17 protein-coding genes and 5 tRNA genes are annotated in these 22,741 nt (G+C 47.0%); 15 read left to right on the top strand and 7 right to left on the bottom strand.

Annotated elements, in window-relative coordinates; genetic code table 11:
• Positions 1-116: 116 nt before the first annotated feature.
• On the bottom strand, positions 117-779 hold the full coding sequence (yihA, locus tag F0265_RS20955) for a ribosome biogenesis GTP-binding protein YihA/YsxC (protein WP_043006594.1): 663 nt from the start codon (positions 777-779) through the stop codon (positions 117-119).
• 148 nt (positions 780-927) lie between these two features.
• On the opposite strand from yihA, the gene F0265_RS20950 reads away from it, so the two are divergent.
• The 5 genes from F0265_RS20950 to hemN all read left to right on the top strand — a co-directional run bounded on the left by F0265_RS20950 (position 928) and on the right by hemN (position 5,599).
• Positions 928-1,545, top strand: coding sequence for a c-type cytochrome (locus F0265_RS20950; protein WP_006957580.1), 618 nt, complete (start codon positions 928-930; stop codon positions 1,543-1,545).
• Positions 1,546-2,332: 787 nt separating this feature from the next.
• Positions 2,333-2,971 (top strand): class I SAM-dependent methyltransferase, encoded by a 639-nt coding sequence (locus F0265_RS20945; protein ID WP_171750232.1) that lies wholly within the window; start codon positions 2,333-2,335, stop codon positions 2,969-2,971.
• Complete coding sequence (gene yihI / locus F0265_RS20940) at positions 2,971-3,528, top strand: Der GTPase-activating protein YihI (protein ID WP_043006596.1); 558 nt, start codon at positions 2,971-2,973, stop codon at positions 3,526-3,528. Before F0265_RS20945 ends, yihI begins: the two co-directional genes overlap by 1 nt.
• 8 nt (positions 3,529-3,536) lie before the next feature.
• Positions 3,537-4,025 (top strand): DUF2489 domain-containing protein, encoded by a 489-nt coding sequence (locus F0265_RS20935; RefSeq protein WP_171750231.1) that lies wholly within the window; start codon positions 3,537-3,539, stop codon positions 4,023-4,025.
• 185 nt (positions 4,026-4,210) lie between these two features.
• The gene (hemN, locus tag F0265_RS20930; protein WP_171750230.1) at positions 4,211-5,599 is read left to right on the top strand and encodes an oxygen-independent coproporphyrinogen III oxidase; all 1,389 of its coding nucleotides are present in this window, start codon (positions 4,211-4,213) and stop codon (positions 5,597-5,599) included.
• Between the two features lie 77 nt (positions 5,600-5,676).
• Here the strand turns inward: hemN and ilvY are convergent, their stop codons facing one another.
• On the bottom strand, positions 5,677-6,567 hold the full coding sequence (gene ilvY, locus F0265_RS20925) for an HTH-type transcriptional activator IlvY (RefSeq protein WP_171750229.1): 891 nt from the start codon (positions 6,565-6,567) through the stop codon (positions 5,677-5,679).
• A gap of 145 nt (positions 6,568-6,712) precedes the next feature.
• Between ilvY and ilvC the strand changes: the two genes are divergently transcribed.
• Positions 6,713-8,197, top strand: coding sequence for a ketol-acid reductoisomerase (ilvC, locus tag F0265_RS20920; RefSeq protein WP_021457727.1), 1,485 nt, complete (start codon positions 6,713-6,715; stop codon positions 8,195-8,197).
• Positions 8,198-8,479: 282 nt separating this feature from the next.
• On the opposite strand, the gene F0265_RS20915 is transcribed toward ilvC, so the two are convergent.
• The 4 genes from F0265_RS20915 to F0265_RS20900 form a co-directional block, all read right to left on the bottom strand.
• Entirely contained in the window at positions 8,480-8,731 is a 252-nt protein-coding gene (locus tag F0265_RS20915; protein ID WP_006957593.1) for an accessory factor UbiK family protein, read from the bottom strand.
• 148 nt (positions 8,732-8,879) lie between these two features.
• Positions 8,880-12,002: a multidrug efflux RND transporter permease subunit gene (locus F0265_RS20910; RefSeq protein WP_171750228.1), complete on the bottom strand. Its 3,123-nt coding sequence runs from the start codon at positions 12,000-12,002 to the stop codon at positions 8,880-8,882.
• An 11-nt stretch (positions 12,003-12,013) separates the two neighbouring features.
• Positions 12,014-13,120, bottom strand: a complete 1,107-nt coding sequence (locus F0265_RS20905; RefSeq protein ID WP_171750227.1) for an efflux RND transporter periplasmic adaptor subunit — start codon at positions 13,118-13,120, stop codon at positions 12,014-12,016.
• Between the two features lie 18 nt (positions 13,121-13,138).
• Positions 13,139-13,720 carry a TetR/AcrR family transcriptional regulator gene (locus tag F0265_RS20900; RefSeq protein WP_029236302.1) on the bottom strand — a complete coding sequence of 194 codons (582 nt, stop codon included), beginning with the start codon at positions 13,718-13,720 and terminating at the stop codon, positions 13,139-13,141.
• 200 nt (positions 13,721-13,920) lie between these two features.
• On the opposite strand from F0265_RS20900, the gene rep reads away from it, so the two are divergent.
• A complete protein-coding gene (gene rep, locus F0265_RS20895) occupies positions 13,921-15,939 on the top strand; it encodes a DNA helicase Rep (protein WP_171750226.1) in 2,019 nt (672 codons plus the stop codon).
• A 76-nt stretch (positions 15,940-16,015) separates the two neighbouring features.
• Here the strand turns inward: rep and F0265_RS20890 are convergent, their stop codons facing one another.
• Positions 16,016-16,429, bottom strand: a complete 414-nt coding sequence (locus tag F0265_RS20890; RefSeq protein WP_082312902.1) for a cytochrome c5 family protein — start codon at positions 16,427-16,429, stop codon at positions 16,016-16,018.
• A 287-nt stretch (positions 16,430-16,716) separates the two neighbouring features.
• Here F0265_RS20890 and F0265_RS20885 point away from each other — a divergent pair.
• The 8 genes from F0265_RS20885 (at position 16,717) to F0265_RS20850 (ending at position 22,741) form a co-directional block, all read left to right on the top strand.
• A tRNA-Arg gene (locus F0265_RS20885) sits at positions 16,717-16,793 on the top strand.
• A gap of 42 nt (positions 16,794-16,835) precedes the next feature.
• Positions 16,836-16,911, top strand: a tRNA-His gene (locus F0265_RS20880).
• 55 nt (positions 16,912-16,966) lie between these two features.
• A tRNA-Pro gene (locus F0265_RS20875) sits at positions 16,967-17,043 on the top strand.
• A gap of 46 nt (positions 17,044-17,089) precedes the next feature.
• Positions 17,090-17,165 (top strand) — tRNA-His (locus tag F0265_RS20870).
• Between the two features lie 54 nt (positions 17,166-17,219).
• Positions 17,220-17,296 (top strand) — tRNA-Pro (locus F0265_RS20865).
• Between the two features lie 940 nt (positions 17,297-18,236).
• Positions 18,237-19,952 carry an ABC transporter ATP-binding protein gene (locus tag F0265_RS20860; protein ID WP_038514362.1) on the top strand — a complete coding sequence of 572 codons (1,716 nt, stop codon included), beginning with the start codon at positions 18,237-18,239 and terminating at the stop codon, positions 19,950-19,952.
• Positions 19,953-20,039: 87 nt separating this feature from the next.
• The gene (locus F0265_RS20855) at positions 20,040-21,590 is read left to right on the top strand and encodes an ABC transporter substrate-binding protein (RefSeq protein WP_171750225.1); all 1,551 of its coding nucleotides are present in this window, start codon (positions 20,040-20,042) and stop codon (positions 21,588-21,590) included.
• A gap of 173 nt (positions 21,591-21,763) precedes the next feature.
• Complete coding sequence (locus F0265_RS20850; RefSeq protein WP_006957610.1) at positions 21,764-22,741, top strand: ABC transporter permease; 978 nt, start codon at positions 21,764-21,766, stop codon at positions 22,739-22,741.

Below are 22,741 nucleotides of genomic sequence, written 5' to 3'. Positions count from 1 at the left end.
GTTGCCCCACCAGGATGGTGGGGATTTTTATTTCTAAGCCTCTTCTTTTTCAGCGTTACTCTTCAGACACAAAAAAGCCCCACATGAGTGAGGCTGATTTCGATTGTGTTCCGTGCTTATTCTTGCTCGTCGCTCTGCTGATCTTCGATAATCTCGTCAGTCAGCTGCGCTGCGACGGCAGGGGCAAACCACTCATCAAGTTTATTACGCAGTACGTCAACGCCAATGCCTTTCAGAGAAGAAAACGCGGCGACACTCACGTCACCACCGAACCCAGCAGAATCCTTCTTGATCTTAAGCACCTGAGCTTTGCGCGCGCCGCTTTTCAGCTTATCTGCTTTGGTCAGTAGGACTTGTACAGGGATGCCGCTGTCGACCGCCCAGAAAATAAGTTGCTGATCGAGGTCCTTCATTGGGTGGCGAATGTCCATCAATACGACTAAACCTTTTAGGCTTTGACGCTTTTGTAGGTATTCACCGAGTGATTTTTGCCACTTCTTTTTCATTTCCAGCGGTACTTGAGCAAAGCCATATCCCGGTAAATCGACGATGTGGCAGCCATCGGTCACTTTAAACAGGTTGATTAACTGAGTTCGACCTGGTGTTTTACTGGTTTTTGCTAAACTTCTCTGATTCGTCAGTCGGTTAAGAGAACTCGATTTGCCCGCGTTGGAGCGTCCTGCGAACGCAACTTCGATACCTTCATCTTCAGGCATGTGACGAATATCAGGTGCACTGGTGATGAAATGGGTGTTTTGATAATGAATTTTTACGCTCACTGTTAACTCCATCTCGACTTTGTGTAGTCGATTGATTACTTTTTTGTGAAATTGTGTAAAATAACCGTGCTCGGCATAAGGTCGCCTATTGTACCATGAGTGGCAACTCTGAGTGGTACTGGAAGCTTGATAATTATAATGGAATGTCATGAAGAAATTAGCGCTAATCTTGAGTCTTTTAGCCAGCTGCTCTGTATGGGCCCAAGGCAGTATTGAAGCTGGTAAAGCAAAATCCCAAACTTGTGTTGCCTGCCACGGTGCTGATGGCAACAGTCAACTCGCAATGTACCCTAAGCTAGCAGGTCAGCATGCTAAATATATTGAGAAGCAGCTGAAAGACCTCAAGCTGGGTATGACCAGTGGTGGTAAGCAGGGTCGTGTTGATCCAGTAATGGGTGGTATGGCAATGCCACTGTCTGAGCAGGATATGAAAGATCTTGCGGCTTACTATGCATCACTACCAATTTCGCACAACACTACGCCTGAAAATGTAGTGGAACAAGGCAAAACCCTCTATACAGCGGGTGATGCTTCACGCGGTCTGACAGCATGTATTGCTTGTCATGGTCCTCGTGGTAACGGCACTGAGCTTTCAGGTTTCCCTAAAATTTCTGGTCAGCACGCTGACTACATTAAAGCTCAGCTAGTTAAATTCCGCGATGGCTCTCGTGCTAACGACATGAACGGCATGATGCAAGATATCGCAAAGAAACTGACAGACGAAGACATCGATACTTTGTCTAAATATGTTGGCGGCCTACACTAAGCCCTATTAAATACTGCCCGAGCAATGTTGTATTGAATGAGCCCAGACGAAAGTCTGGGCTTTTTCGTATGACACAGGTCACATCACCTTTTTGCTTGTGTGGCTCCATCTTTCCCGAGCTTTTGTAAGAGATCGGCTATCCTCGCTGGTGCTCATTTCTTTGCCTTGTTTGTAACTATTTGAAAAGTAATAAAAGAAGATCGGTGATCGAAAAAAGGCCGATTTTTTTCTTCAGGTGGATTGTTCAAAAGTGGTCAATCGTTAAAGTGTACTCATCGGCAGGGCGCTGATACGGAATTTAGACCATGATGGTCTCCAAGGATGCAGGCGATGGATGCTTGGAGGTCTTAAAGGAATTTAGGTAAGCAGGAAGCTTACTGGATAGGGATGGTCGACTCGTCTAATGGTTTAGACAGCGAAAAGGATCAGGCTAAGGATTAGCCCAGATACGGGAAGTAAACGGAAAGCCAAAATTCACCAGGACGGTGAAAAACGACACCTTTTGCAGGGAAAGCGCCAAAAACAAATGGAAAATTGATGCACGATAATCCGTGCAACACAGTTTCGCCGAAAGGCATTTTTAGAAAGCGATAGAGTTATCTATCGCTTTTTTTATATCTGAAATCCACCAAGCTCTATCTTTCGCCAACACGGTTCCTTTATTCCATCGATAATATTATTGGTCGGAGAGGGAATATTTCACTGAGTCGATGATTATTTGCACAATAGTGCTCCACTCTCTTGTCACTTTCTGGTATGTTTCGCATCCCTGTTTGAGGATGTCATCATGCACCACTGTCCACTTTGCCATAACCCGGAATCACTGCATTACTTCGAAGATAAGCGTCGCGAGTATCTTCAATGTGCGCAATGCGAGCTGGTGTTTGTTAATCCAGAGCAAAGATTGGATGCAAAGGCTGAAAAAGCCCACTACGATCTGCATGAGAACGATCCAAATGATGCTGGCTACCGTACCTTTTTATCTCGGGTTGCAGACCCCATATTGGAACGTATTGAGCCAGACTCAACAGGAATAGATTTTGGTTGTGGCCCCGGGCCAACACTCTCTTTGATGTTGCAGGAGCAGGGACACAACATGTCGTTGTACGACCTTTATTATCACCCTAATACTGAGGTGCTAGATCGTACGTATGACTTTATGACTGCCACTGAAGTGATCGAGCATTTGTATCACCCGGATCAGATATGGCAGCAATGGTTGAATTTAGTTAAGCCAGGTGGCTGGATTGGTCTGATGACCAAGATGGTCATTGATGTCGAAGCGTTTGCCAAATGGCATTATAAAAATGACCCAACGCATGTGGTCTTTTTTAGCCGCAATACGTTTAAGTACTTGGCAGAGCGGGATCAGCTCAAGCTTGAATTTATTGGTAATGATGTAATTTTACTGAGGAAAGCCCAGTAATGAGCCGTAGTAAGAAAGTAAGATCGGGCGGTAATGGCGACGTTATCGTCGTTCGTAATCGCACAGAATCAGACGTTGAAGGGCGTCTGCGTAAGAAAGAGAAAAAACGCAAAGGTCTAAAGACGGGCGGTCGTAACTCTGAAGCGAAGCAAAATAAACAGCAGACAGCGGGACAAAAGCGCGACCCACGTTTAGGAAGCAAGAAGAAAATTCCTCTTGTGGTTGAAGCGGTGAAGAAGCCAACCAAAGCAGAACGTCGAGTCAACGCAGAACAAGAGCTAGAGATGCTGGAAAATGATGCTCAGCTGAATGTCTTGCTTGATCGCCTTGATAATGGTGAAAGCCTAGGCGCAGGTCTACAGAAATACGTCGATGAGAAATTGGCGCGTATTGAAATTCTGATGAAGCAACTTGGCCTCTATGAAGAGGAAGAAGAGCCAGAAGTCGTTGAAGAGCCAAGCGCTCCTGTGGCGAAAAAGGCGAGTAAGAAAGCCTCATCAGAAGATGAACTGCTGTCGCAGTTTGAAGATCTGGATTTGGACCAGTTTAAAGGGTAAAGCGATTCATGAACGTAACCTTGTTAGCCATTGCTGGTGGAGTCATCATTCTCGGCTTAGCGTCCTATGCAGGTTACCTTCTGCTCCAGTTGAAGAAGCAAAAGGAATTGCAGGAACAGCATAAGAAGCTGGCCATCGAAAAGCGTAACGCCAACATCTTTGAAAACGTCCATATACTGTGTATGGCCGGTATTCAGGGCCAGTGTGATTTATCGGAAATCAGTATTCGCGTCTACAACATCATGGACTACGTTCAGGGTGAAGACCGTGTTGACTTTGATAAGGAATTTCCGGCGACCGCCGAGCTTTTCCAAATTGTGAAAGACATGCCTCGTGGTGAAGAGCGCCAACAAATGGCGAAGAAAGATCGCATGAAGCAAAATCTGGAACGCCACAAAGCTGAGTCGCGCCTTCAGGATGCGATTGTCGAAGAGCTCAAACTGCTGCAGAAAAAAGTTCAACCTTTAAACAACCAGATCAACATTCAGATGATCTAGATTGATACTTTAGTCACTCGATCACTTACACTTATGGGGAGTGATCGAGTTATCAATTCTGACTATTGTTACTCAAAAAGCGCTATGCCACCCGGCGACTCGCCTTCGCGTGTGGCAAAATAGCCCGCATAAATATAACGGTTAATCACACCGTATACGCAATACAGCACTAACGGAAGTACATCATGTCTCAGCAAGTCGTCGCAAGCCAACAAATAGTATGGGATCAAGCCATCCTCGATAAGTACAACTATTCTGGTCCGCGTTACACGTCTTACCCAACCGCGTTGGAATTTCATGAAGCGTTTACCATTGCCGATTACGACATGGCTTGTACTGAGTATCCGGAGCGTCCGCTGTCGCTCTACATTCATATTCCGTTCTGCCACAAGCTTTGCTACTACTGTGGCTGTAATAAGGTCATCACCCGCCACGCACATAAAGCCGATGAGTATCTTGATGTTCTGGAGCAGGAAATCCTGACGCGCGCGTCTTTACTGCAAGGACGTAAGGTGACTCAGTTGCACTTTGGTGGGGGAACTCCCACGTTTCTGACCAAAGCGCAAATCAGCCGTTTGATGAACATTCTGCGCGCTGAGTTCAGCTTTGAAGCTGAATCGGAAATCAGTATTGAAGTCGATCCGCGTGAGATTGAACTGGATATGCTCGATCACCTGCGTGAAGAAGGTTTTAACCGCTTAAGTATTGGTGTTCAGGATTTCAATAAAGAAGTGCAGAAGCTGGTCAATCGTGAACAGGACGAAGAATTCATCTTTGCCATGGTCGAGCGTGCGAAAAAGCTTGGCTTCCGTTCGACCAATCTCGACCTGATTTACGGGCTACCGAAACAAACCAAAGCACGTTTCGCCGAAACGCTGGCTCAGGTGCTTGAGATGCAGCCGGGTCGTCTGTCTATCTTTAACTATGCGCACATGCCGCAGCTGTTTGCTGCTCAGCGTAAGATTAAAGACGAAGACCTGCCACAAGCCGAGGAAAAGATGGCTATCCTGCAGGATACTATCGCAACGTTGACTAACGCTGGCTATCAGTTTATCGGTATGGACCACTTTGCTCAGCCGGATGATGAATTAGCCGTGGCTCAGCGTAATGGCATCTTGCATCGCAATTTCCAAGGCTACACTACGCAAGGTGAATGTGACTTGGTTGGCTTTGGGGTTTCTGCTATCTCTATGATTGGTGATGCGTACGCGCAGAATCAGAAAGAGCTGAAAAAGTACTACGCTCAGGTTAATGAGCAGCGCCATGCGCTGTGGAAAGGGGTCGCCTTAGATAGCGATGATCTGCTGCGCCGTGAAGTCATCAAGCAGCTAATCTGTAACTTCAAACTTGATAAAGTGTCAGTCGAGACAGAATTTAATGTCGAATTTAATCACTACTTCAAAGAAGATCTCGAACTGCTGCAAACCTTTATTAATGATGAGTTAGTGGAAGTGGATGACAAAGAGATCCGAGTGACATTGCGTGGTCGTCTACTGATTCGCAATATCTGCATGTGTTTTGATAAATACCTCCGAGCGAAGGCGCGTCAGCAGCAATTCTCGCGAGTGATTTAATTGCGGTCGCTGTCGCGACAAGCATGAATTTAAAAGCCACCGAAAACGGTGGCTTTATTGTTTTTGCGGGTAACCAGTTAGGGCGCGATATAGGCGTCCTGAGCGACTTCCCATAAGGCTTTAACCAGTGGGGTATCCAGTTGCGAACGCTTGCAGCATACTCCGAGCTTAAAGGGTTTAATCGACGCCACTTTGAGCCGTTGAATCTTTTCTTTGACAGGGCTGTTGTTGATCACCACATCTGGTGCAATCCCAACACCGCAGCCGAGCGCGACCATACTGACAATAGCCTCATGCCCTGACACCTGCGCATAGATGTTCGGTTTGATTCTCATCGCCTTAAACCAAGTATTGGCGCGGTCTCGTGCGGTACCTGATTCAGGCACAATAAAAGGAATGGACGACCAATTGGGCTTATCTTTTTGTAGCTCTTCAGAGAAGTGACTGACTCCGACAGGGGCAATCACAGACAGAGGGATCTCGCTGATGGTTTCGAATTTGAGCTTGGCTGGCAGTGCTTCCGGTTGAGCGGAGATTGCGACATCCACTTCATCGTTGAGTACTTTATTGATCGCCTGGGCCGGGTCACCGGTTGAGAGCTTAAATTCGATAAATGGGTGCTGCAAACGAAATTCCGAGAGTAGCTCAGGCAGGTGGCTGTAACTGGCGGTCACCGAGCAAAACAGGCGTATCTCGCCCTTTAACTCTTCTTCGTGTCCTTGAAGCTGCGCATTGAAGTTTTGCCACTCACCGAGAATCTTTAATGCCACTGGCAAGAGTTTTTTTGCCGCAGGGGTCAGCTCAACGCTGCGGTTGTCTCGCACAAACAACTCTTGCCCGGTTTCGGCTTCCAGCTTTTGCACCTGACGGCTGAGCGCAGAAGGGCTGACGTGCATGGCGGACGCAGTTTTAGCGAAGCTTTTACTATCACACAGGTGAATGAACAATTGCAGACTTTTAATGTTCATGAAATAGGTGTTTCCTTGTTGCATTTTTTGCAATAACTAATTGTGAATATATCACTTTAAGCAACCCAATGTCTGTTTTAGTATCGATGCATTCGGTAATGAAACACCGACCCAAACGGATAAATTCTCAAAGGAGAGCCCTAACATGGCTAACTATTTCAATACATTAAACCTACGTGAGCAGCTAGATCAGCTTGGCCGTTGTCGCTTTATGGACCGCAGTGAATTCGCAACTGAAGCGGATTACCTAAAAGGTAAGAAAGTGGTTATCGTTGGTTGTGGTGCACAAGGTCTTAACCAAGGTCTGAACATGCGTGACTCAGGTCTTGATGTGGCTTACGCATTGCGTCAGGCAGCGATTGATGAACAGCGTCAGTCGTTCAAAAACGCGAAAGAAAATGGTTTTGAAGTAGGTAGCTACGAGACGCTTATTCCTCAAGCTGACCTAGTGGTTAACCTAACGCCAGACAAGCAGCACACGAACGTGGTTGAGACGGTAATGCCGCTAATGAAAGAAGGCGCAGCACTAGGTTACTCACACGGCTTCAACATTGTTGAAGAAGGCATGCAGATTCGTAAAGACTTAACTGTAGTGATGGTTGCACCTAAGTGTCCAGGTACAGAAGTACGTGAAGAGTACAAGCGTGGCTTCGGCGTTCCGACGCTAATCGCAGTTCACCCAGAGAACGATCCAAAAGGTGAAGGCTGGGATATCGCCAAAGCTTGGGCTGCTGGTACTGGTGGTCACCGTGCAGGCTGTCTAGAGTCTTCATTCGTTGCTGAAGTGAAATCTGACCTAGTGGGCGAGCAAACTATTTTATGTGGCATGCTACAAGCGGGTTCAATCGTTTCTTACGAGAAGATGGTTGCTGAAGGTATTGACCCAAGCTACGCAGGTAAACTGATTCAGTACGGTTGGGAAACCATCACGGAAGCACTGAAGTTTGGTGGCATCACACACATGATGGATCGCCTATCAAACCCAGCGAAAATCAAAGCGTTTGAGCTTTCTGAAGAGCTGAAAGAGCTGATGCGTCCACTGTACAACAAGCACATGGATGACGTAATCACAGGCCACTTCTCTAGCACTATGATGGCTGACTGGGCAAACGACGATGCGAACCTACTAGGCTGGCGTGCAGAGACAGGTGAAACAGCATTTGAAAACTACCCAGCGGGTGATGTTGAGATCTCAGAGCAAGAGTACTTCGACAACGGTATCCTAATGGTTGCAATGGTTCGCGCAGGTGTTGAGCTAGCATTTGAAGCAATGACGGCATCAGGCATCATTGATGAGTCAGCGTACTACGAGTCACTACACGAGCTACCACTAATCGCAAACACAGTAGCACGTAAGCGTCTGTACGAAATGAACGTTGTTATCTCTGATACAGCTGAATACGGTAACTACCTATTCGCTAACGTAGCAACGCCGCTACTGCGCGAGAAGTTCATGCCTTCAGTTGGTACTGACGTTATCGGTAAAGGTCTAGGTGAAGAATCTAACCAAGTTGACAACGCGACGCTAATCGCTGTGAACGAAACTATCCGTAACCACCCAGTAGAGTACATCGGTGAAGAGCTACGTGGTTACATGACAGATATGAAGCGTATCGCCGTAGGTGGCTAATTACTTGTCTTAAGGTTCCATTTCGGTGTAGAAGCCTTAATTTCAAGTAATTCACTAATCTAGATAACAGATTAGTAAAAACTCCAGACAGACTGGAGTAATAAATACAAAACAAACACAAACATCTAATTGAAAAGGCTTGGTCGCCGTTGACCAAGCCTTTTTTGTGTCTGGGGAATAGCCGAAGGTATAACTTGTCGTCAGCTATGATTATTGAGTTGGCAAAAGAAAAGGGCTGGCGCAGTACGCCAACCCTTGAACTTTCTCGCTTGTATAAAGCGTTTATTTGTCTGCCAGCTTCTCTTCCAGCTCAGCCAGCTTCTGCTCCATTTCGGTCAGCTTTTGGCGAGTACGTAGCAGCACTTGAGTTTGCACATCAAACTCTTCACGGCTAACGACATCCAGCTTATTCAGCTGGCCTTGGATGACTTGGCGAACTTTCTGATCAACGTCTGCACCAAGCTCTTTAACCGGTGCTGGCATTGAATCATGTATCTGTTTAGCAATTTGCTCTAGTTTCTTTGGGTCAAACATGTGACGAAAACTCCTGTCTCTATTGTTTGTATTCTATGTAATTGGTACCGGAAAGTCGCTACTTCGATAGTAAAAATTCGAAGCGGCTAGTGGCAAATCGAAACCAATAAAAAAGGCCACCGAAGTGGCCTTTTGGCAAACGTTGAGTTTAGCTGTTGTCAGATAACTGACGTTGCGCCGCTTTTGCTTCGTCAACACGGGCCAGTTTTTCCAAGTCTTTGTCTTCAACAAACACTGGTAGTGGCTTGTGTTTCTCAGCTAGGTAGCTGTAGATAACCGGCAGTACGAACAGAGTAAACAGAGTACCAATCGCCAGACCAGCAACGATAACGATACCGATACTGAAGCGCTGAGCTGCACCTGCGCCCGTTGCGTACATCAGTGGGATCAGACCTGCAATCATCGCCGCAGTCGTCATCAAGATAGGACGTAGACGAACTTTCGCCGCTTCCATGACTGCTTCTGTCTTACCGAGTTTGTTGTGTAGCTGCTCTTCTTTGGCCACCTCACAGATCAAGATACCGTGCTTGGTAATCAAACCAACCAAGGTGATCAGACCGACCTGAGAGTAGATGTTCATTGAGGCTGCGCCCCATGCCAGAGCTATCAAAGCACCACAGATCGCCAGCGGTACGGAAACCATGATAACGATTGGGTCTTTGAGTGATTCAAACTGAATCGCCAGAACCAAGAAGATGATCGCCAGTGCCAGACCAAATGTTGCGTACAGTGCGCTACCTTCTGTCACATACTGACGAGCTTCTCCCATGTAATCATGGTTGTAACCGTTTGGCAGTTTTTCAGTCGCAATACTTTCGAGCCAGTTTACAGCATCACCCATGGCTGTGCCTGGTGCATTTACAGCACCAATGGTGGCTGAATTCAGCTGGTTGAAGTGCGGCAGTGAGCGTGGCTCAGCGACAACATCAATGGTGATCAGGCTACCTAGTGGAACCGCGCGGTTGTCTGCAGCACGCACGTAGTAGTTGTTCATCGATTCAGGGTTAAGACGCCATTTACGCTCGACCTGAGGGATCACTTCGTACGAACGACCATTGAGGTCAATTCGGTTGACGTAGCCATCAGACATCATAGTGCTCAGCGTGGTACCAATGTCCTGCATTGTTACGCCATACGCACCCGCTTTGTCTTTATCGATGTTGATCTTCATTGTTGCTGAGTCGTAGTTCAGGTCCAGCTCAGAATAAACAAACATCGGGTTAGACTTCACTTCGCCAAGAATATCGGTCGCGATAGTGAACAAGCTTTCGAACGCGTTTGGTGTGGTAATCACGAATTGAACCGGAAGGCCTGAACCTGCACCTGGTAGTTCTGGCATCTGGAATGCCGTTACCGCCATGCCCGGTACGTGACCGACTAAACCTGTCACGCGGTTAGCAACTTCAGACTGGCTCGCTTCACGCTCACTCCAAGGCACCATAGATGCGATACCAAATGCCTGGTTCGAGTTAGGTACACCAGTAAACACCTGCGCGTACGCTACTTCTGGCTGATCAGACAGAATTCGGTTCACGTCGTTCATGGTGTTTTGCATGAAGTCGAGGTTGGCATTCGATGGAGCCGTACCCATCAGCATGACCACGCCTTTATCTTCTGACGGCGCCAGTTCACTTGGGATGAACTTGAACAGCATCGGCAAGCTGGCAAACACTATGATAGCGAAACCAATTACCACAGGGCGGTGTTTCATGACCGCACCCAGCATACGCTCGTAACGGTTGGTCATGCCATCCAATACGCTATGTACCTTCTGTTCGAACTTACTTGGCGTTTCATTTGCCTTAAGCATTTTCGAACACATCATAGGCGACAGTGTCAGAGCGACGATACCGGATACGAATACCGAACCTGCGAGGGTGAGGGCAAACTCTTTAAACAGCGAGCCCGTGATACCACCCATCAAGGCAATCGGCGCGTATACTGCACCCAGTGTCAGGGTCATGGCGATAACGGGAACCGCGATTTCACGTGTACCGATAATCGCAGCACGGAACGGTGACTCTCCCAGTTTGATGTGTCGGTCGACGTTCTCTAGAACAACGATCGCATCATCCACCACCAGACCGATGGCAAGAACCATCGCCAGTAGCGTCATCAGGTTCCATGAGAAGCCCATCGCCTGCATCACCATTGCCACACCAATCAGAGACAGCGGGATGGTAACAATAGGGATCATAACCGCACGGAAAGAACCGAGGAACAGAGTAATCACGATCAGTACAATCAATGCCGCTTCAGCGATGGTTTTAATAACCTCGTTGATCGATTCATTGATGGCGATGGTCGAGTCATACATCACGTTCATGTCGATGTTACTTGGCAGGTTACGATCTAGTTGAGGTAACAGGTCAAGGACATCCGCTGCAATGTTGATTGGGTTGGCACTTGGTGCTGCGTTAATCGCAACTACAACTGCTTCTTTACCATTGGCACTTGCACGGTAAACATCGTGGCTCTTCTCAAGCGTCACTTTCGCGATATCGCTCAGACGAGTGACATCACCTTCATCAGAACTTACAACAAGGTTCTTCAGCTCTTCGACGTTAGACACCTGAGTATCAGCGCTACCGTTATACAGAACGAACTCACCCACAGCCTGACCAGCCGCTGACTGGTAGTTGTTGGCATTCAGCACGTTCATGACATCAGTGGCGGTTTTGCCCAGTGCTGCCATTTTGGCAGGGTCTAGCCAAATACGCAGTGCGTATTTCATACCACCGTAGAGGTCAACCTTAGAGACACCATTAACGGTGAATAGCTGCGGGTTGATTACACGCTCTAGGTAGTCCGTGATCTGGCTTGAAGAAAGCTCATCACTGGTAAAGCCGATATAGAGAACCGCGGTTGTAGAACCCGTTGACATAGTTACGGTTGGGTCTTCGGCTTCTTTTGGAAGCTGAGATCGAACCGAGTTAGTCTTAGCCAGAATGTCAGACAGGGCTGCATTCGGGTCAGTGTTCAACTTCATGTTAACGGTAATGGTCGATGTACCGAGTACCGACGATGAGGTCATGTAATCGATATTGTCGGCCTGAGCCACAGCCTGTTCCAGAGGTTGAGTAATAAAGCCCTGGATAAGGTCGGCACTGGCGCCGTAGTAACTGGTGGTTACCGTTACTACCGTGTTTGTCATTTCAGGGTATTCTCGGACCTGCATCTTGAACACCGCTTGCAAACCAAGCAAGGCGATCAAAAAGCTGATCGATACCGCTAAAACTGGACGTTTAATAAAAACATCAGTAAAGCGCATGAGGCCTCCAATTACAGCATTGGTGTTTCAGCTGGTGGAGTAGTTGCATCGCTTTCTACTACACGAACTTTCGCGTCATTGCTCAGACGAACCTGACCAGATGTCACTACAACATCACCAGGCTTAACGCCATCTAGGATGTGAGCGATGTCTTTCACGCGTTCACCAACTTTAACCACGTGCTGCTTAACGCGCTTCTCACCGTTCTCTTCAGAGATGATGTAAACATTGTCACCGTAGAGTGTGAAGGTAATGGCGGTTTGTGGCAGAGTCACCTGATTGTCCATCGTTGGCAGAATGATATTGGCACGAGCGAACATACCGCTACGTAGCTTACCATCGCTGTTTGGAATATCGGCTTGAACCTGAATCAGACCACTTTGGATGTTCACCGCTGGTTCAATCGCGGTAATTGAGCCTTCAAATGGTGTTTCAGGGTAAGCATCAACGAAGATATCCACTTGCTGACCTAGCTTGATGCGGGAGATGTCAGTTTGAGGCACAGTGAAACGCAGGCGCATAACACTGGTGTCTTCTAGGCGAACAATGTCGGTACCTGCTTGCAGATATTGACCTAGGTAAACATTACGAATACCAACCACGCCTGCGAAAGGTGCTTTGATTTCACGGCGGTCGATGGTCGCTTTTAAGCTATCAATATCCGCTTTAAGCGAGAAGTAGCTTGCTTCGGCGTCATCAAACGCTTCTTTCGATACCGAGCCTTTTTTGTATAGGCCTTGGTAACGCTTATACTTGGCCTGTGCTGCCGGCAGTTTCGCCTGTGAGCTCTTCAGATCGGCTTTTTCCACTTCAGAGTCGAGTAGAACAAGAGGCTGACCTTCTTCAACGGTGGTACCTGAATCGAAAGTAATTTTATCAATCACACCCGCTGTTTCATTGGCAACTGTGACACCTTGGTTCGGTTCGATGAAACCGATCGCTTCGATCACAGGTACCCAATCAACTGGCTGCACTTCCGTTACGGTTACCGGAAACTCAGGCTCTGGGCGATTAGCCAAATATTCGGCTATCTTCTGTTGCTTGAATAGATTGAAGCCTATCACGCTGCCAAATAGCAGTATTGCGATAAGCAACATAAAGAAAGTCCACTTTTTCATTCTGATCAGAACTCCAAGTTAGTGTTGAATTATTGCATCCCAGCTGGCTTCGATTGCGGCTTCTAAGGCTGCTTCATCCAACTGGTAGTATCCCAAAGCATGTTTTCGGGCCAGTGCAACACTGGCTTCAAAACTCAGCCCTGAAAGAATCTCATTGTCGAGAGGTTTAAAAATCCCTTGCTCTTTTCCTTGATTAAACAACCGATCCACTTGGGCAAACATTTGTCGCTCAAGTTCCCGAGTTTTTCGCTTATTTGCACAGGGAAGAGATTCATATTGAACGCGATTACTCAGGGTTTCCATATTGGAACCTGCAAGGTTCCAGATGTTTAACCACATAGTGCGATAGCGTGTTTTCAAGGGCATATCGTCATTGACGCCAGCTTGGACGGCAGTTGCAATCCGTTCGGCGACGTTTAAACGCACTTCATCCAGTAGATGCTCTTTATCTGAGAAATAACGATAGATAGTACCCGCAGCTACCCCAGCTTCTTTAGCCAGCTTTTGCATCGACAGGCCTTGAAACCCTGACTCTGCAATCAGCTTTTCGGCTGCTGTGAGGATCTGCTCGTGCTTATCTATTGCCGTGTTACTAGACATAGTCTTACTATCAATGAATGAACGTTCATTCATTATAGCCCAATAACTGCACACTAGTGCAATAAAACATTTCGTTAATTATGTAAATTTACAGTCAATGAGATCATTTTAGCTGCAATTGGCGTACTACGATTAAACATAGCAATCGATCTATTGCACCATTATTATAGGCTCCACAGATTTTGACCTCAGAGACTCCTATGAAGCTGAACCCCAATCAAGATGAAGCCGTAAAGTACGTATCAGGACCATGTCTGGTCTTGGCGGGGGCGGGATCGGGTAAAACACGTGTTATTACCAATAAGATTGCGTATTTGGTTCAGCAGTGCGGTTACAAAGCTCGAAATATTGCTGCGGTGACATTCACCAACAAAGCAGCACGTGAAATGAAAGAGCGTGTCGGCCAGACGTTAGGCAAGAACGAATCGAAAGGCTTGATGGTATCGACGTTCCACACCTTAGGCCTCAACATTATTAAACGTGAATACAAGGCGTTGGGGTTAAAGTCAGGTTTTTCTCTGTTTGACGACCAAGATCAGCTAGCACTGTTGAAAGAACTGACTGAGAAGCAGCTCGATGGCGACAAAGATTTATTGCGCCAGCTACTCAGCACCATTTCTAACTGGAAAAACGACATGCTGACTCCGGAGCAGGCCAAAGCGCGCGCTCAAGGGGAGCAGCAGCAACTGTTTGCCTTCTGTTTTGACATGTATCAGAAACAGATGAAAGCCTACAATGCGCTCGACTTTGATGACTTGATCGCTTTACCTGTTCTGCTGCTGCGTACCAATGAAGAAGTCCGTCAGCGTTGGCAGAATCGTATTCGTTATTTATTGGTCGATGAGTATCAGGATACCAACACCAGTCAGTATGAGCTGGTCAAACTGATTGTAGGCGAGCGGGGTCGCCTGACGGTGGTAGGGGACGATGACCAGTCAATCTATTCTTGGCGTGGTGCGAAACCGCAGAACTTAGTGTTATTAGGTGAAGATTATCCAAGCCTTCGTTTGATAAAGCTGGAGCAGAACTATCGTTCTACCAGCCGAATTCTGCGCGCTGCCAACATCTTGATTGCCAACAACCCACACGTGTATGAAAAGTCGTTGTTTTCTGAAATCCCCGATGGCGAAAAGCTCAAAGTGTTACTGGCGAAAGATGAAGAGCATGAAGCGGAGCGCGTGACAGGTGAGCTGATCGCGCATAAGTTCCTCAATCGTACTGATTACCGCGATTACGCCATCTTGTATCGTGGTAACCATCAGTCTCGTCTGATTGAAAAATCTCTGATGCAAAACCGAGTGCCTTACAAGCTCTCTGGCGGCACTTCGTTTTTTGCGCGTGCTGAAATCAAAGACATCATGGCGTATTTGCGTGTGTTAGTGAACCCGGATGATGACAACGCATTTTTGCGCATTGTGAACACGCCACGACGTGAGATTGGCCCGGTAACCTTGGAAAAACTGGGCAGTTACGCCAATATGCGCGGCAAAAGCCTGTTTGACTGTAGTTTTGAGATCGGGCTGGAGCAGCACCTTTCTGGTCGTGGGTTAGAAAATTTGCGCCGTTTCAGTCAGTGGTTGGTCAAGATCGCCGATCAGGCTGAGCGGGGAGATACAGTCGAAGCGGTGCGCTCATTAGTGCGGGACATCAACTACGAAGATTGGCTATATGAAACCTCTGCGAGTCCGAAAGCGGCAGAAATGCGGATGAAAAACGTCTCCGATCTGTATTCCTGGATTGTGGCTGACCTAGAAGGGGACAATTATGATCAGGAAGAAAAGACCATTAAAGAGGTGGTTCAACGTTTGACACTGCGGGACATGATGGAGCGGGGGGAAGAAGATGATGACAGTGATGCGGTGCAACTGATGACCTTGCATGCGTCAAAAGGTTTGGAGTTTCCTTATGTCTACTTGATTGGTTCGGAAGAGGGCATTTTGCCTCACCAGACCAGCATTGATGAAGACAATGTTGAGGAAGAGCGCCGTCTGATGTACGTAGGGATCACCCGTGCCCAGCGCGAGTTAACCTTTACCATGTGTAAAGAGCGTCGCCAGTTTGGTGAGTTGATCAAGCCGACCCAGAGTCGCTTCCTTGATGAGCTGCCGTTTGATGATGTGGAGTGGGAAGTGAATAAAAAGCCTCAGACGCAAGAAGAGCGCATGGCCAAAGGGCAGGCACACATCGCTAATATTCGTGCGATGTTCAATAAGAAGTAATTGCCACTTATAAAGCGCACAGACAAAAAGAAGGGCTTGGTAAAAACCAAGCCCTTCTTCTATATATAAGGTGGGATTACAGATCAGCAATCATGTGCTCAATTGCAGCAACGATTTCGTCATCTGAACAATCCATACAAGACCCTTTCGCTGGCATCGCGTTGAAGCCGTTAATTGCGTGGTCTTTCAGCACGTCTTTACCTTGTGCGATACGAGGACCCCAATCACCAGCATCACCAGTTTTTGGTGCGCCGCTTACCCCTGATGCGTGACAAGCGATACAGAATGTACCGTATACTGTCGCACCATCCCGTGGGCCAGTTGGCTCTGCTTTTACTGGCTCTGCGCCTGCCAGATAAACACCACCAACAGGTTTAATGCGTTCTGCAATCGCATCGTATTCTTCTTGGCTTACATTAGCTGCAAAAGAGGCGCTAGAAAAAGTGATCGCAGCGACCAAAGCGGTTAAGATTTTTCGAGACATATCCATTAAACTCACTTTACATTCCTGAAGGTAAGTTCGTGCTTACCTATTATTAGAGTGTGGTTTGATCCACAGCGTTTCGCTGTTAAATCAATGTAAATATTGGGTGATTATATCCTGATAACTTGTTGCAATAAACAACAAGTTACCCGCTTCCATGGGGTTATCTAATGGGAAATAGGGGTTTATCACACTTTAATTGCCCAAAAAGGCGCCAAACGATAAAAAAAGTTTAAAAAGTACTAGACGGCCTAGTGTGATATACGTATTATTCCACTCCGCCGATAGGGCATGCGCCCGTAGCTCAGCTGGATAGAGCGTTGGCCTCCGGAGCCAAAGGTCGAAGGTTCGAATCCTTTCGGGCGCGCCATCCGGACGCTTACTAAGGTAAGTTAAATTGGCAAATATAATGGTGGCTATAGCTCAGTTGGTAGAGCCCTGGATTGTGATTCCAGTTGTCGCGGGTTCAAGTCCCGTTAGCCACCCCATTATTCTGGTGGCATTGTCTCCATTCTTGATTCATTATCGAGATAAAACATAAGTCGGTGAATAGCGCAGCTTGGTAGCGCATCTGGTTTGGGACCAGAGGGTCGGGGGTTCGAATCCCTCTTCACCGACCACTCTTTCGTTTATGGCTTTATAGAGCGGTAGACACAAAAATTGATGGTGGCTATAGCTCAGTTGGTAGAGCCCTGGATTGTGATTCCAGTTGTCGCGGGTTCAAGTCCCGTTAGCCACCCCATTTATTCTGGTAGCTTTGCTTCCAATCTTGATATGTTCAAGATGAAACACAAGTCGGTGAATAGCGCAGCTTGGTAGCGCATCTGGTTTGGGACCAGAGGGTCGGGGGTTCGAATCCCTCTTCACCGACCACTATTAGATAGAACCCCAGTCGAAAGGCTGGGGTTTTTTCGTCTCCGCTCTATCCATATTTTCACGTCTAATCTCTGTGCTTGAGAAACCCTTTAGCCTCTCTCATTCTGTCATGCATCAAAATATCGGCAACCAGTGGCGCTTTCTTATTTATTCGAATATGGAGGGTGAGTTCTTAGATTAAGAGCAGAGGTCTCGCTTCTAAGAGCATCATTATCATCACGATGAGCGGGTGGAATTGGCTTTCTGGCAGACATCAAGAAGTGCTGTGTTTTTGCATTTGAATACAATCGCTTGAATAAGTGTATCTATGGTTTTCATTGTGCCTGCTATGCTGCCTTGAACGCTCAGTTTCTTGGTTGCGATACGCTTTCTGCCAACAGTCATATGTTCTACGTATGCACTAAATAGTTAAGCAGAAATTCCACTTGCACTCGATTTGAACGCCTTCAATTAACCATAGTAATTTCCACTGTTGATTTACCAGAAATCTGAACTAAAGTTTTATTATTGGCGATACATATAGTTTAAGTTACTAACCATTTAGTTAATTGCAGTTGTATGTTTTTATTTTGTTAAATAGCCAGACTGTGTTTTTAGTGAATTTTTATTCCTTGTTGTTTATAACCCCAGGGCCTAACTCATAACTGATAGTGCTTATAAATAAAGGGTTTTTGTGGGTATTAACAACAGGTTCGACCAACCGATGATATAACCTAATTGCATATTTATTTTCATAAGCTGCTTGGTATTTGTTCGAACTCGACTTTTTATACTATGTTTGTTGCTTTTCTGTGAATTTTTTGCCAAATTGATGACCTTATAAATTGCCAGAACGGTGTACCCAATTTTATCTAACTTGATTGGGTAAGCGGGCTGGCTTGAATGGATTCACTTTTCAGACAGGGCAGAAAACTGCCAAAGCAGTAGAGGTCTGGTAATGTCACTTTTAGAAGTTAAAAATCTTCGTATCGAATACCCATCACGCCACGGTGTGCATGCAGCAGTTAAATCTCTATCGTTCAACATCGAACGAGGTGAGATTGTGGGCGTTGTGGGTGAGTCTGGTGCTGGTAAATCGACAGTCGGTAATGCCGTCATTGATTTGCTGAGCCCGCCTGGTCGCATCGCCAGTGGTGATGTTTACTTAGACGGTGAGCTGATCTCAGGCTTATCGGCAGAAGAAATGCGCCAGGTACGAGGCTCAAAAATTGGATTTATCTTTCAGGATCCAATGACCTCACTTAACCCGCTTTTTACTGTCGAACAGCAGTTGAAAGAAACCATTCATGCCAACATGAAGGTAACGGATGAAGAAGCGTATCAGCGCGCTTTATCTCTGATGCAGCAAGTGGGCATCCCTCAACCAGAAAACCGTCTCAAGCAGTTCCCACACCAGTTTTCTGGCGGTATGCGCCAACGTGTGGTGATTGCCATTGCACTGGCCGGCGAGCCGGATCTGATCATTGCCGATGAACCGACGACGGCACTGGATGTATCCATTCAGGACCAAATCCTGAGTTTGATTCGCGAATTGTGTATTAAGAACAACGTGGGTTGTATGTTAGTAACGCACGACATGGGCGTGGTTTCTAACGTAACAGACCGTGTTGCGGTAATGTACCGAGGCGACCTGGTTGAATTTGGTAATACTGCCAAAGTGCTTGGCGACCCGGATCACCCATATACTCGCAGCCTGATTTCTGCGGTACCACGTTCCGATGTAAAACTCGATCGCTTCCCACTCGTGAGCTACATAGAAGAAGCGCACGAAATGGAACCATTGGATGTGAAGAATCACTGGTTGGGTCAAAGCCAAGATCACCGTGATTACACAGGCTCATTATTGACAGTAGAGAACGTCAATCTTCGCTTTACCACCAAGGATTCATTGTTTGAAAGCCGCCGTGAGTACGTACAGGCATCGAACAATGTCAGCTTTGAAGTCTTCGAAGGGGAAACCTTTGGCTTGGTGGGCGAATCGGGTTCGGGTAAGTCAACCATTGCACGTGTGATTGCGGGTCTGTATCAGCCAAATTCGGGCAAGGTGACATTCGAGGGCATTGACCTCACGTCTTTGAAGTCAGAGAAAGAACGTCGCCCTCTACGCCGTCAAATGCAGATGGTGTTCCAGAACCCATACACCTCAATGAACCCGCGGATGAAGATCTTCGATATCATCGCCGAGCCAATCCGTTTCCACAAGCTTACTAGCAATGAAAACGAAACGCGCCAGATCGTGCACGATCTTCTTGATCACGTTGGTCTGGGCAAGATGGCGGGTGTGAAGTACCCACACGAATTCTCAGGTGGTCAGCGTCAGCGTATTTCGATTGCGCGAGCACTGGCAACCCGTCCACGTCTTCTGATTTGTGATGAACCGACATCAGCGCTCGATGTATCGGTACAGGCACAGATTCTGAACTTATTAAAAGATTTACAAGATGAGTTAAATCTAACCATGCTGTTTATCAGTCACGATTTACCCGTTATTCGCCAAATGTGTGATCGAGTGGGTGTGATGCAAATGGGTACGCTACTGGAAGTGGCGCCGACCGAACAGCTCTTTAGATCACCTCAGCACGAATACAGTCAACAACTGATTTCATTAATGCCTGAATTTACAGGCTTAAGAGAAGAAGTAAAAACGGCGTAAGTCGTAGACATTACCCGATGCATTTGGGTGACAAAAACAGAAGCAAATACAACAACTAGGGATGAATCCCGCATAAGGAGTTATGCAATGAAAACCATGAAAAGCAAACTAGCAGTGGCTTTAATGGCAGCTGGCTTAAGCTTTAGCGCAGCAGCGGCAGATATTACAGTAGCTTATGATGCTGACCCAGTGTCTTTGGATCCGCATGAGCAGCTATCTGGCGGTACACTGCAAATGTCTCACATGGTGTTTGATCCACTAGTTCGTTACACACAAAAGTTAGATTTTGAACCTCGCCTAGCAGAGAAATGGGAACGTGTAGATGACACGACTTTCCGCTTCCAGCTTCGTAAAGGCGTGAAGTTCCACTCTGGTAACGAACTGACGGCTGATGACGTAGTTTGGACGTTTGACCGTCTGAAAGACTCTCCTGACTTTAAAGCGATCTTCGAACCATACGAGAAGATGGTAAAAGTAGACGACTACACGGTTGAGCTAGTATCGAAAGGTGCTTACCCGCTGGTTCTGCAAACCGCAACCTACATCTTCCCAATGGACAGCAAATTCTACTCTGGTAAGACTGAAGATGGCAAAGACAAAGCGGAAGTGGTGAAGCACGGTAACTCGTTCGCTTCAACTAACGTATCTGGTACTGGTCCATTTATCGTCACTCAGCGTGAGCAAGGCGTAAAAGTGACGTTCGAGCGCTTTGGCGATTACTGGGACAAAGACACAGGTAACGTAGACAAGCTAACACTAGTGCCAATTAAAGAAGACGCAACACGTGTTGCAGCGCTTCTTTCTGGTGACGTCGACATGATTGCACCGGTTGCACCAAACGATCACAAACGTGTGAAAGGCGCGAAGAACGTAGACCTAGTGACACTACCTGGTACACGTATCATCACATTCCAAATGAACCAAAGCAGCAACGAAGCACTGAAAGACGTTCGTGTTCGTCAGGCGATTGTTCACGCGATCAACAACGAAGGCATCGTGAAGAAGATCATGAAAGGCTTCGCTACGGTTGCGGGTCAGCAAGGTCCTGAAGGCTATGCAGGCTACGAAGCGAATCTCGTGCCACGTTACGACCTGAAGAAAGCTAAAGAGCTGATGAAGGAAGCGGGTTACGAAAATGGCTTCACGCTAACAATGATGGCGCCAAACAACCGTTACGTAAACGACGCGAAAATTGCTCAGGCTGCGGCAGCAATGCTGTCTAAGATCGGCATCAAAGTGGATCTGAAGACCATGCCTAAAGCGCAATACTGGCCAGAGTTCGACAAGTGTGCGGCTGACATGCTGATGATCGGTTGGCACTCAGATACAGAAGATTCTGCGAACTTCTCCGAGTTCCTAACCATGACGCGTGACGAAGCAACAGGTAAAGGCCAGTACAACTGTGGTCATTACTCTAACTCTGAAGTCGACAAGCTGGTTAACGCATCTAACGTAGAAACGGACCCTGCGAAGCGTGCCGAAATGCTACAGAAAGTAGAAGCAACGCTTTACAACGAAGCGGCGTTTGTTCCTCTACACTGGCAGAACCTTGCTTGGGGTGCAAAATCTAACGTTGATATCGCGCCAATCGTGAACGCGATGAACTTCCCTTACTTCGGTGACTTGGTGGTGAAATAACCCCTCACAGAATTAAGTAGGAATATTGGCACCCTTTTCGGGTGCCAAAACTTAATTTTTTGGTGCTTAGCTTTGTTTCAGTCGGGTTAGGTGCCATTTTTAAGACTGAAAATGCGACCGGAGTAATTCTGGTTTAGCAGACTGAAATCTACGGAAAGTTAAAGGGGCAAGGAATGTTTTCGTTTCTGGTCAAGCGCCTGTTTCAGGCACTGATAGTGATGTTTGTGATCAGTTTGGTGGCGTTTGCCATTCAGGACAATCTGGGTGACCCATTGCGTGAGCTTGTTGGTCAGTCGGTTTCTGAAGCGGAGCGTCAAGCTCTGCGTGATGAGCTCGGCCTTAACGATCCCTTCATTACTAAATACACTCGCTTTGTTGGCGCTGCGCTGCAAGGTGATTTAGGTACTTCTTATTTCTTCAAGCGCCCAGCGGTTGAAGTGATTCTTGATAAGCTGGTTGCGACACTAGAGCTGGTGTTTGGCGCCACCGTTATCATCATCGTTTGTTCGATACCCCTCGGCGTTTACTCCGCGATTCACCCGAAAAGTATATTTACCAAAGTGGTGATGGCGTTCAGTAGTGTCGGGATTTCCATACCGGTCTTTTTGACCGCGATTATGCTGATGTATGTCTTCTCAATTGAGCTTGGCTGGCTGCCGTCCTATGGGCGGGGAGAAACCGCCAATGTGCTCGGCTGGGAGTCCGGCTACTTTACTCTTGATGGCTTAGCGCACTTAATTCTGCCGTGTATTGCACTGGCGTCTATTATGTTGCCGCTTTTCATCCGTCTGGTTCGTTCTGAAATGCTGGAAGTGCTGAGTTCAGAGTACATCAAATTCGGTAAGGCGAAAGGCCTAGCGCTGAACAAGATCTACTACCAGCACGCACTGAAAAACACCATGTTGCCAGTACTGACTGTCGGCGGTGTTCAGATTGGTACCATGGTGGCCTACACCATTCTGACCGAAACGGTTTTCCAATGGCCAGGTACTGGTTTCCTTTTCCTTGAAGCAATCAACCGTGTGGATACACCACTGATCACCGCCTACGTTATTTTCGTTGGTCTGATCTTTGTTGTGACCAATACCATCGTTGACTTGCTATACGGCATTATCAACCCGACCGTTAACCTGACAGGCAAAGGAGCATAA

The sequence above is a fragment of the Vibrio sp. RE88 genome (assembly GCF_013113835.1).
Lineage (GTDB): Bacteria > Pseudomonadota > Gammaproteobacteria > Enterobacterales > Vibrionaceae > Vibrio.
This window is presented reverse-complemented; position numbering and strand designations above follow the sequence as displayed.

What these genes read in the sequence shown, in the direction of transcription:
- F0265_RS20950 (WP_006957580.1), top strand. Translation starts at nt 928, where the DNA reads ATGAAGAAATTAGCGCTAATCTTGAGTCTTTTAGCCAGCTGCTCTGTA.
- F0265_RS20945 (WP_171750232.1), top strand. Translation starts at nt 2,333, where the DNA reads ATGCACCACTGTCCACTTTGCCATAACCCGGAATCACTGCATTACTTC.
- yihI (WP_043006596.1), top strand. Translation starts at nt 2,971, where the DNA reads ATGAGCCGTAGTAAGAAAGTAAGATCGGGCGGTAATGGCGACGTTATC.
- F0265_RS20935 (WP_171750231.1), top strand. Translation starts at nt 3,537, where the DNA reads ATGAACGTAACCTTGTTAGCCATTGCTGGTGGAGTCATCATTCTCGGC.
- hemN (WP_171750230.1), top strand. Translation starts at nt 4,211, where the DNA reads ATGTCTCAGCAAGTCGTCGCAAGCCAACAAATAGTATGGGATCAAGCC.
- ilvY (WP_171750229.1), bottom strand. Translation starts at nt 6,567, where the DNA reads ATGAACATTAAAAGTCTGCAATTGTTCATTCACCTGTGTGATAGTAAA.
- ilvC (WP_021457727.1), top strand. Translation starts at nt 6,713, where the DNA reads ATGGCTAACTATTTCAATACATTAAACCTACGTGAGCAGCTAGATCAG.
- F0265_RS20915 (WP_006957593.1), bottom strand. Translation starts at nt 8,731, where the DNA reads ATGTTTGACCCAAAGAAACTAGAGCAAATTGCTAAACAGATACATGAT.
- F0265_RS20910 (WP_171750228.1), bottom strand. Translation starts at nt 12,002, where the DNA reads ATGCGCTTTACTGATGTTTTTATTAAACGTCCAGTTTTAGCGGTATCG.
- F0265_RS20905 (WP_171750227.1), bottom strand. Translation starts at nt 13,120, where the DNA reads ATGAAAAAGTGGACTTTCTTTATGTTGCTTATCGCAATACTGCTATTT.
- F0265_RS20900 (WP_029236302.1), bottom strand. Translation starts at nt 13,720, where the DNA reads ATGTCTAGTAACACGGCAATAGATAAGCACGAGCAGATCCTCACAGCA.
- rep (WP_171750226.1), top strand. Translation starts at nt 13,921, where the DNA reads ATGAAGCTGAACCCCAATCAAGATGAAGCCGTAAAGTACGTATCAGGA.
- F0265_RS20890 (WP_082312902.1), bottom strand. Translation starts at nt 16,429, where the DNA reads ATGGATATGTCTCGAAAAATCTTAACCGCTTTGGTCGCTGCGATCACT.
- F0265_RS20860 (WP_038514362.1), top strand. Translation starts at nt 18,237, where the DNA reads ATGTCACTTTTAGAAGTTAAAAATCTTCGTATCGAATACCCATCACGC.
- F0265_RS20855 (WP_171750225.1), top strand. Translation starts at nt 20,040, where the DNA reads ATGAAAACCATGAAAAGCAAACTAGCAGTGGCTTTAATGGCAGCTGGC.
- F0265_RS20850 (WP_006957610.1), top strand. Translation starts at nt 21,764, where the DNA reads ATGTTTTCGTTTCTGGTCAAGCGCCTGTTTCAGGCACTGATAGTGATG.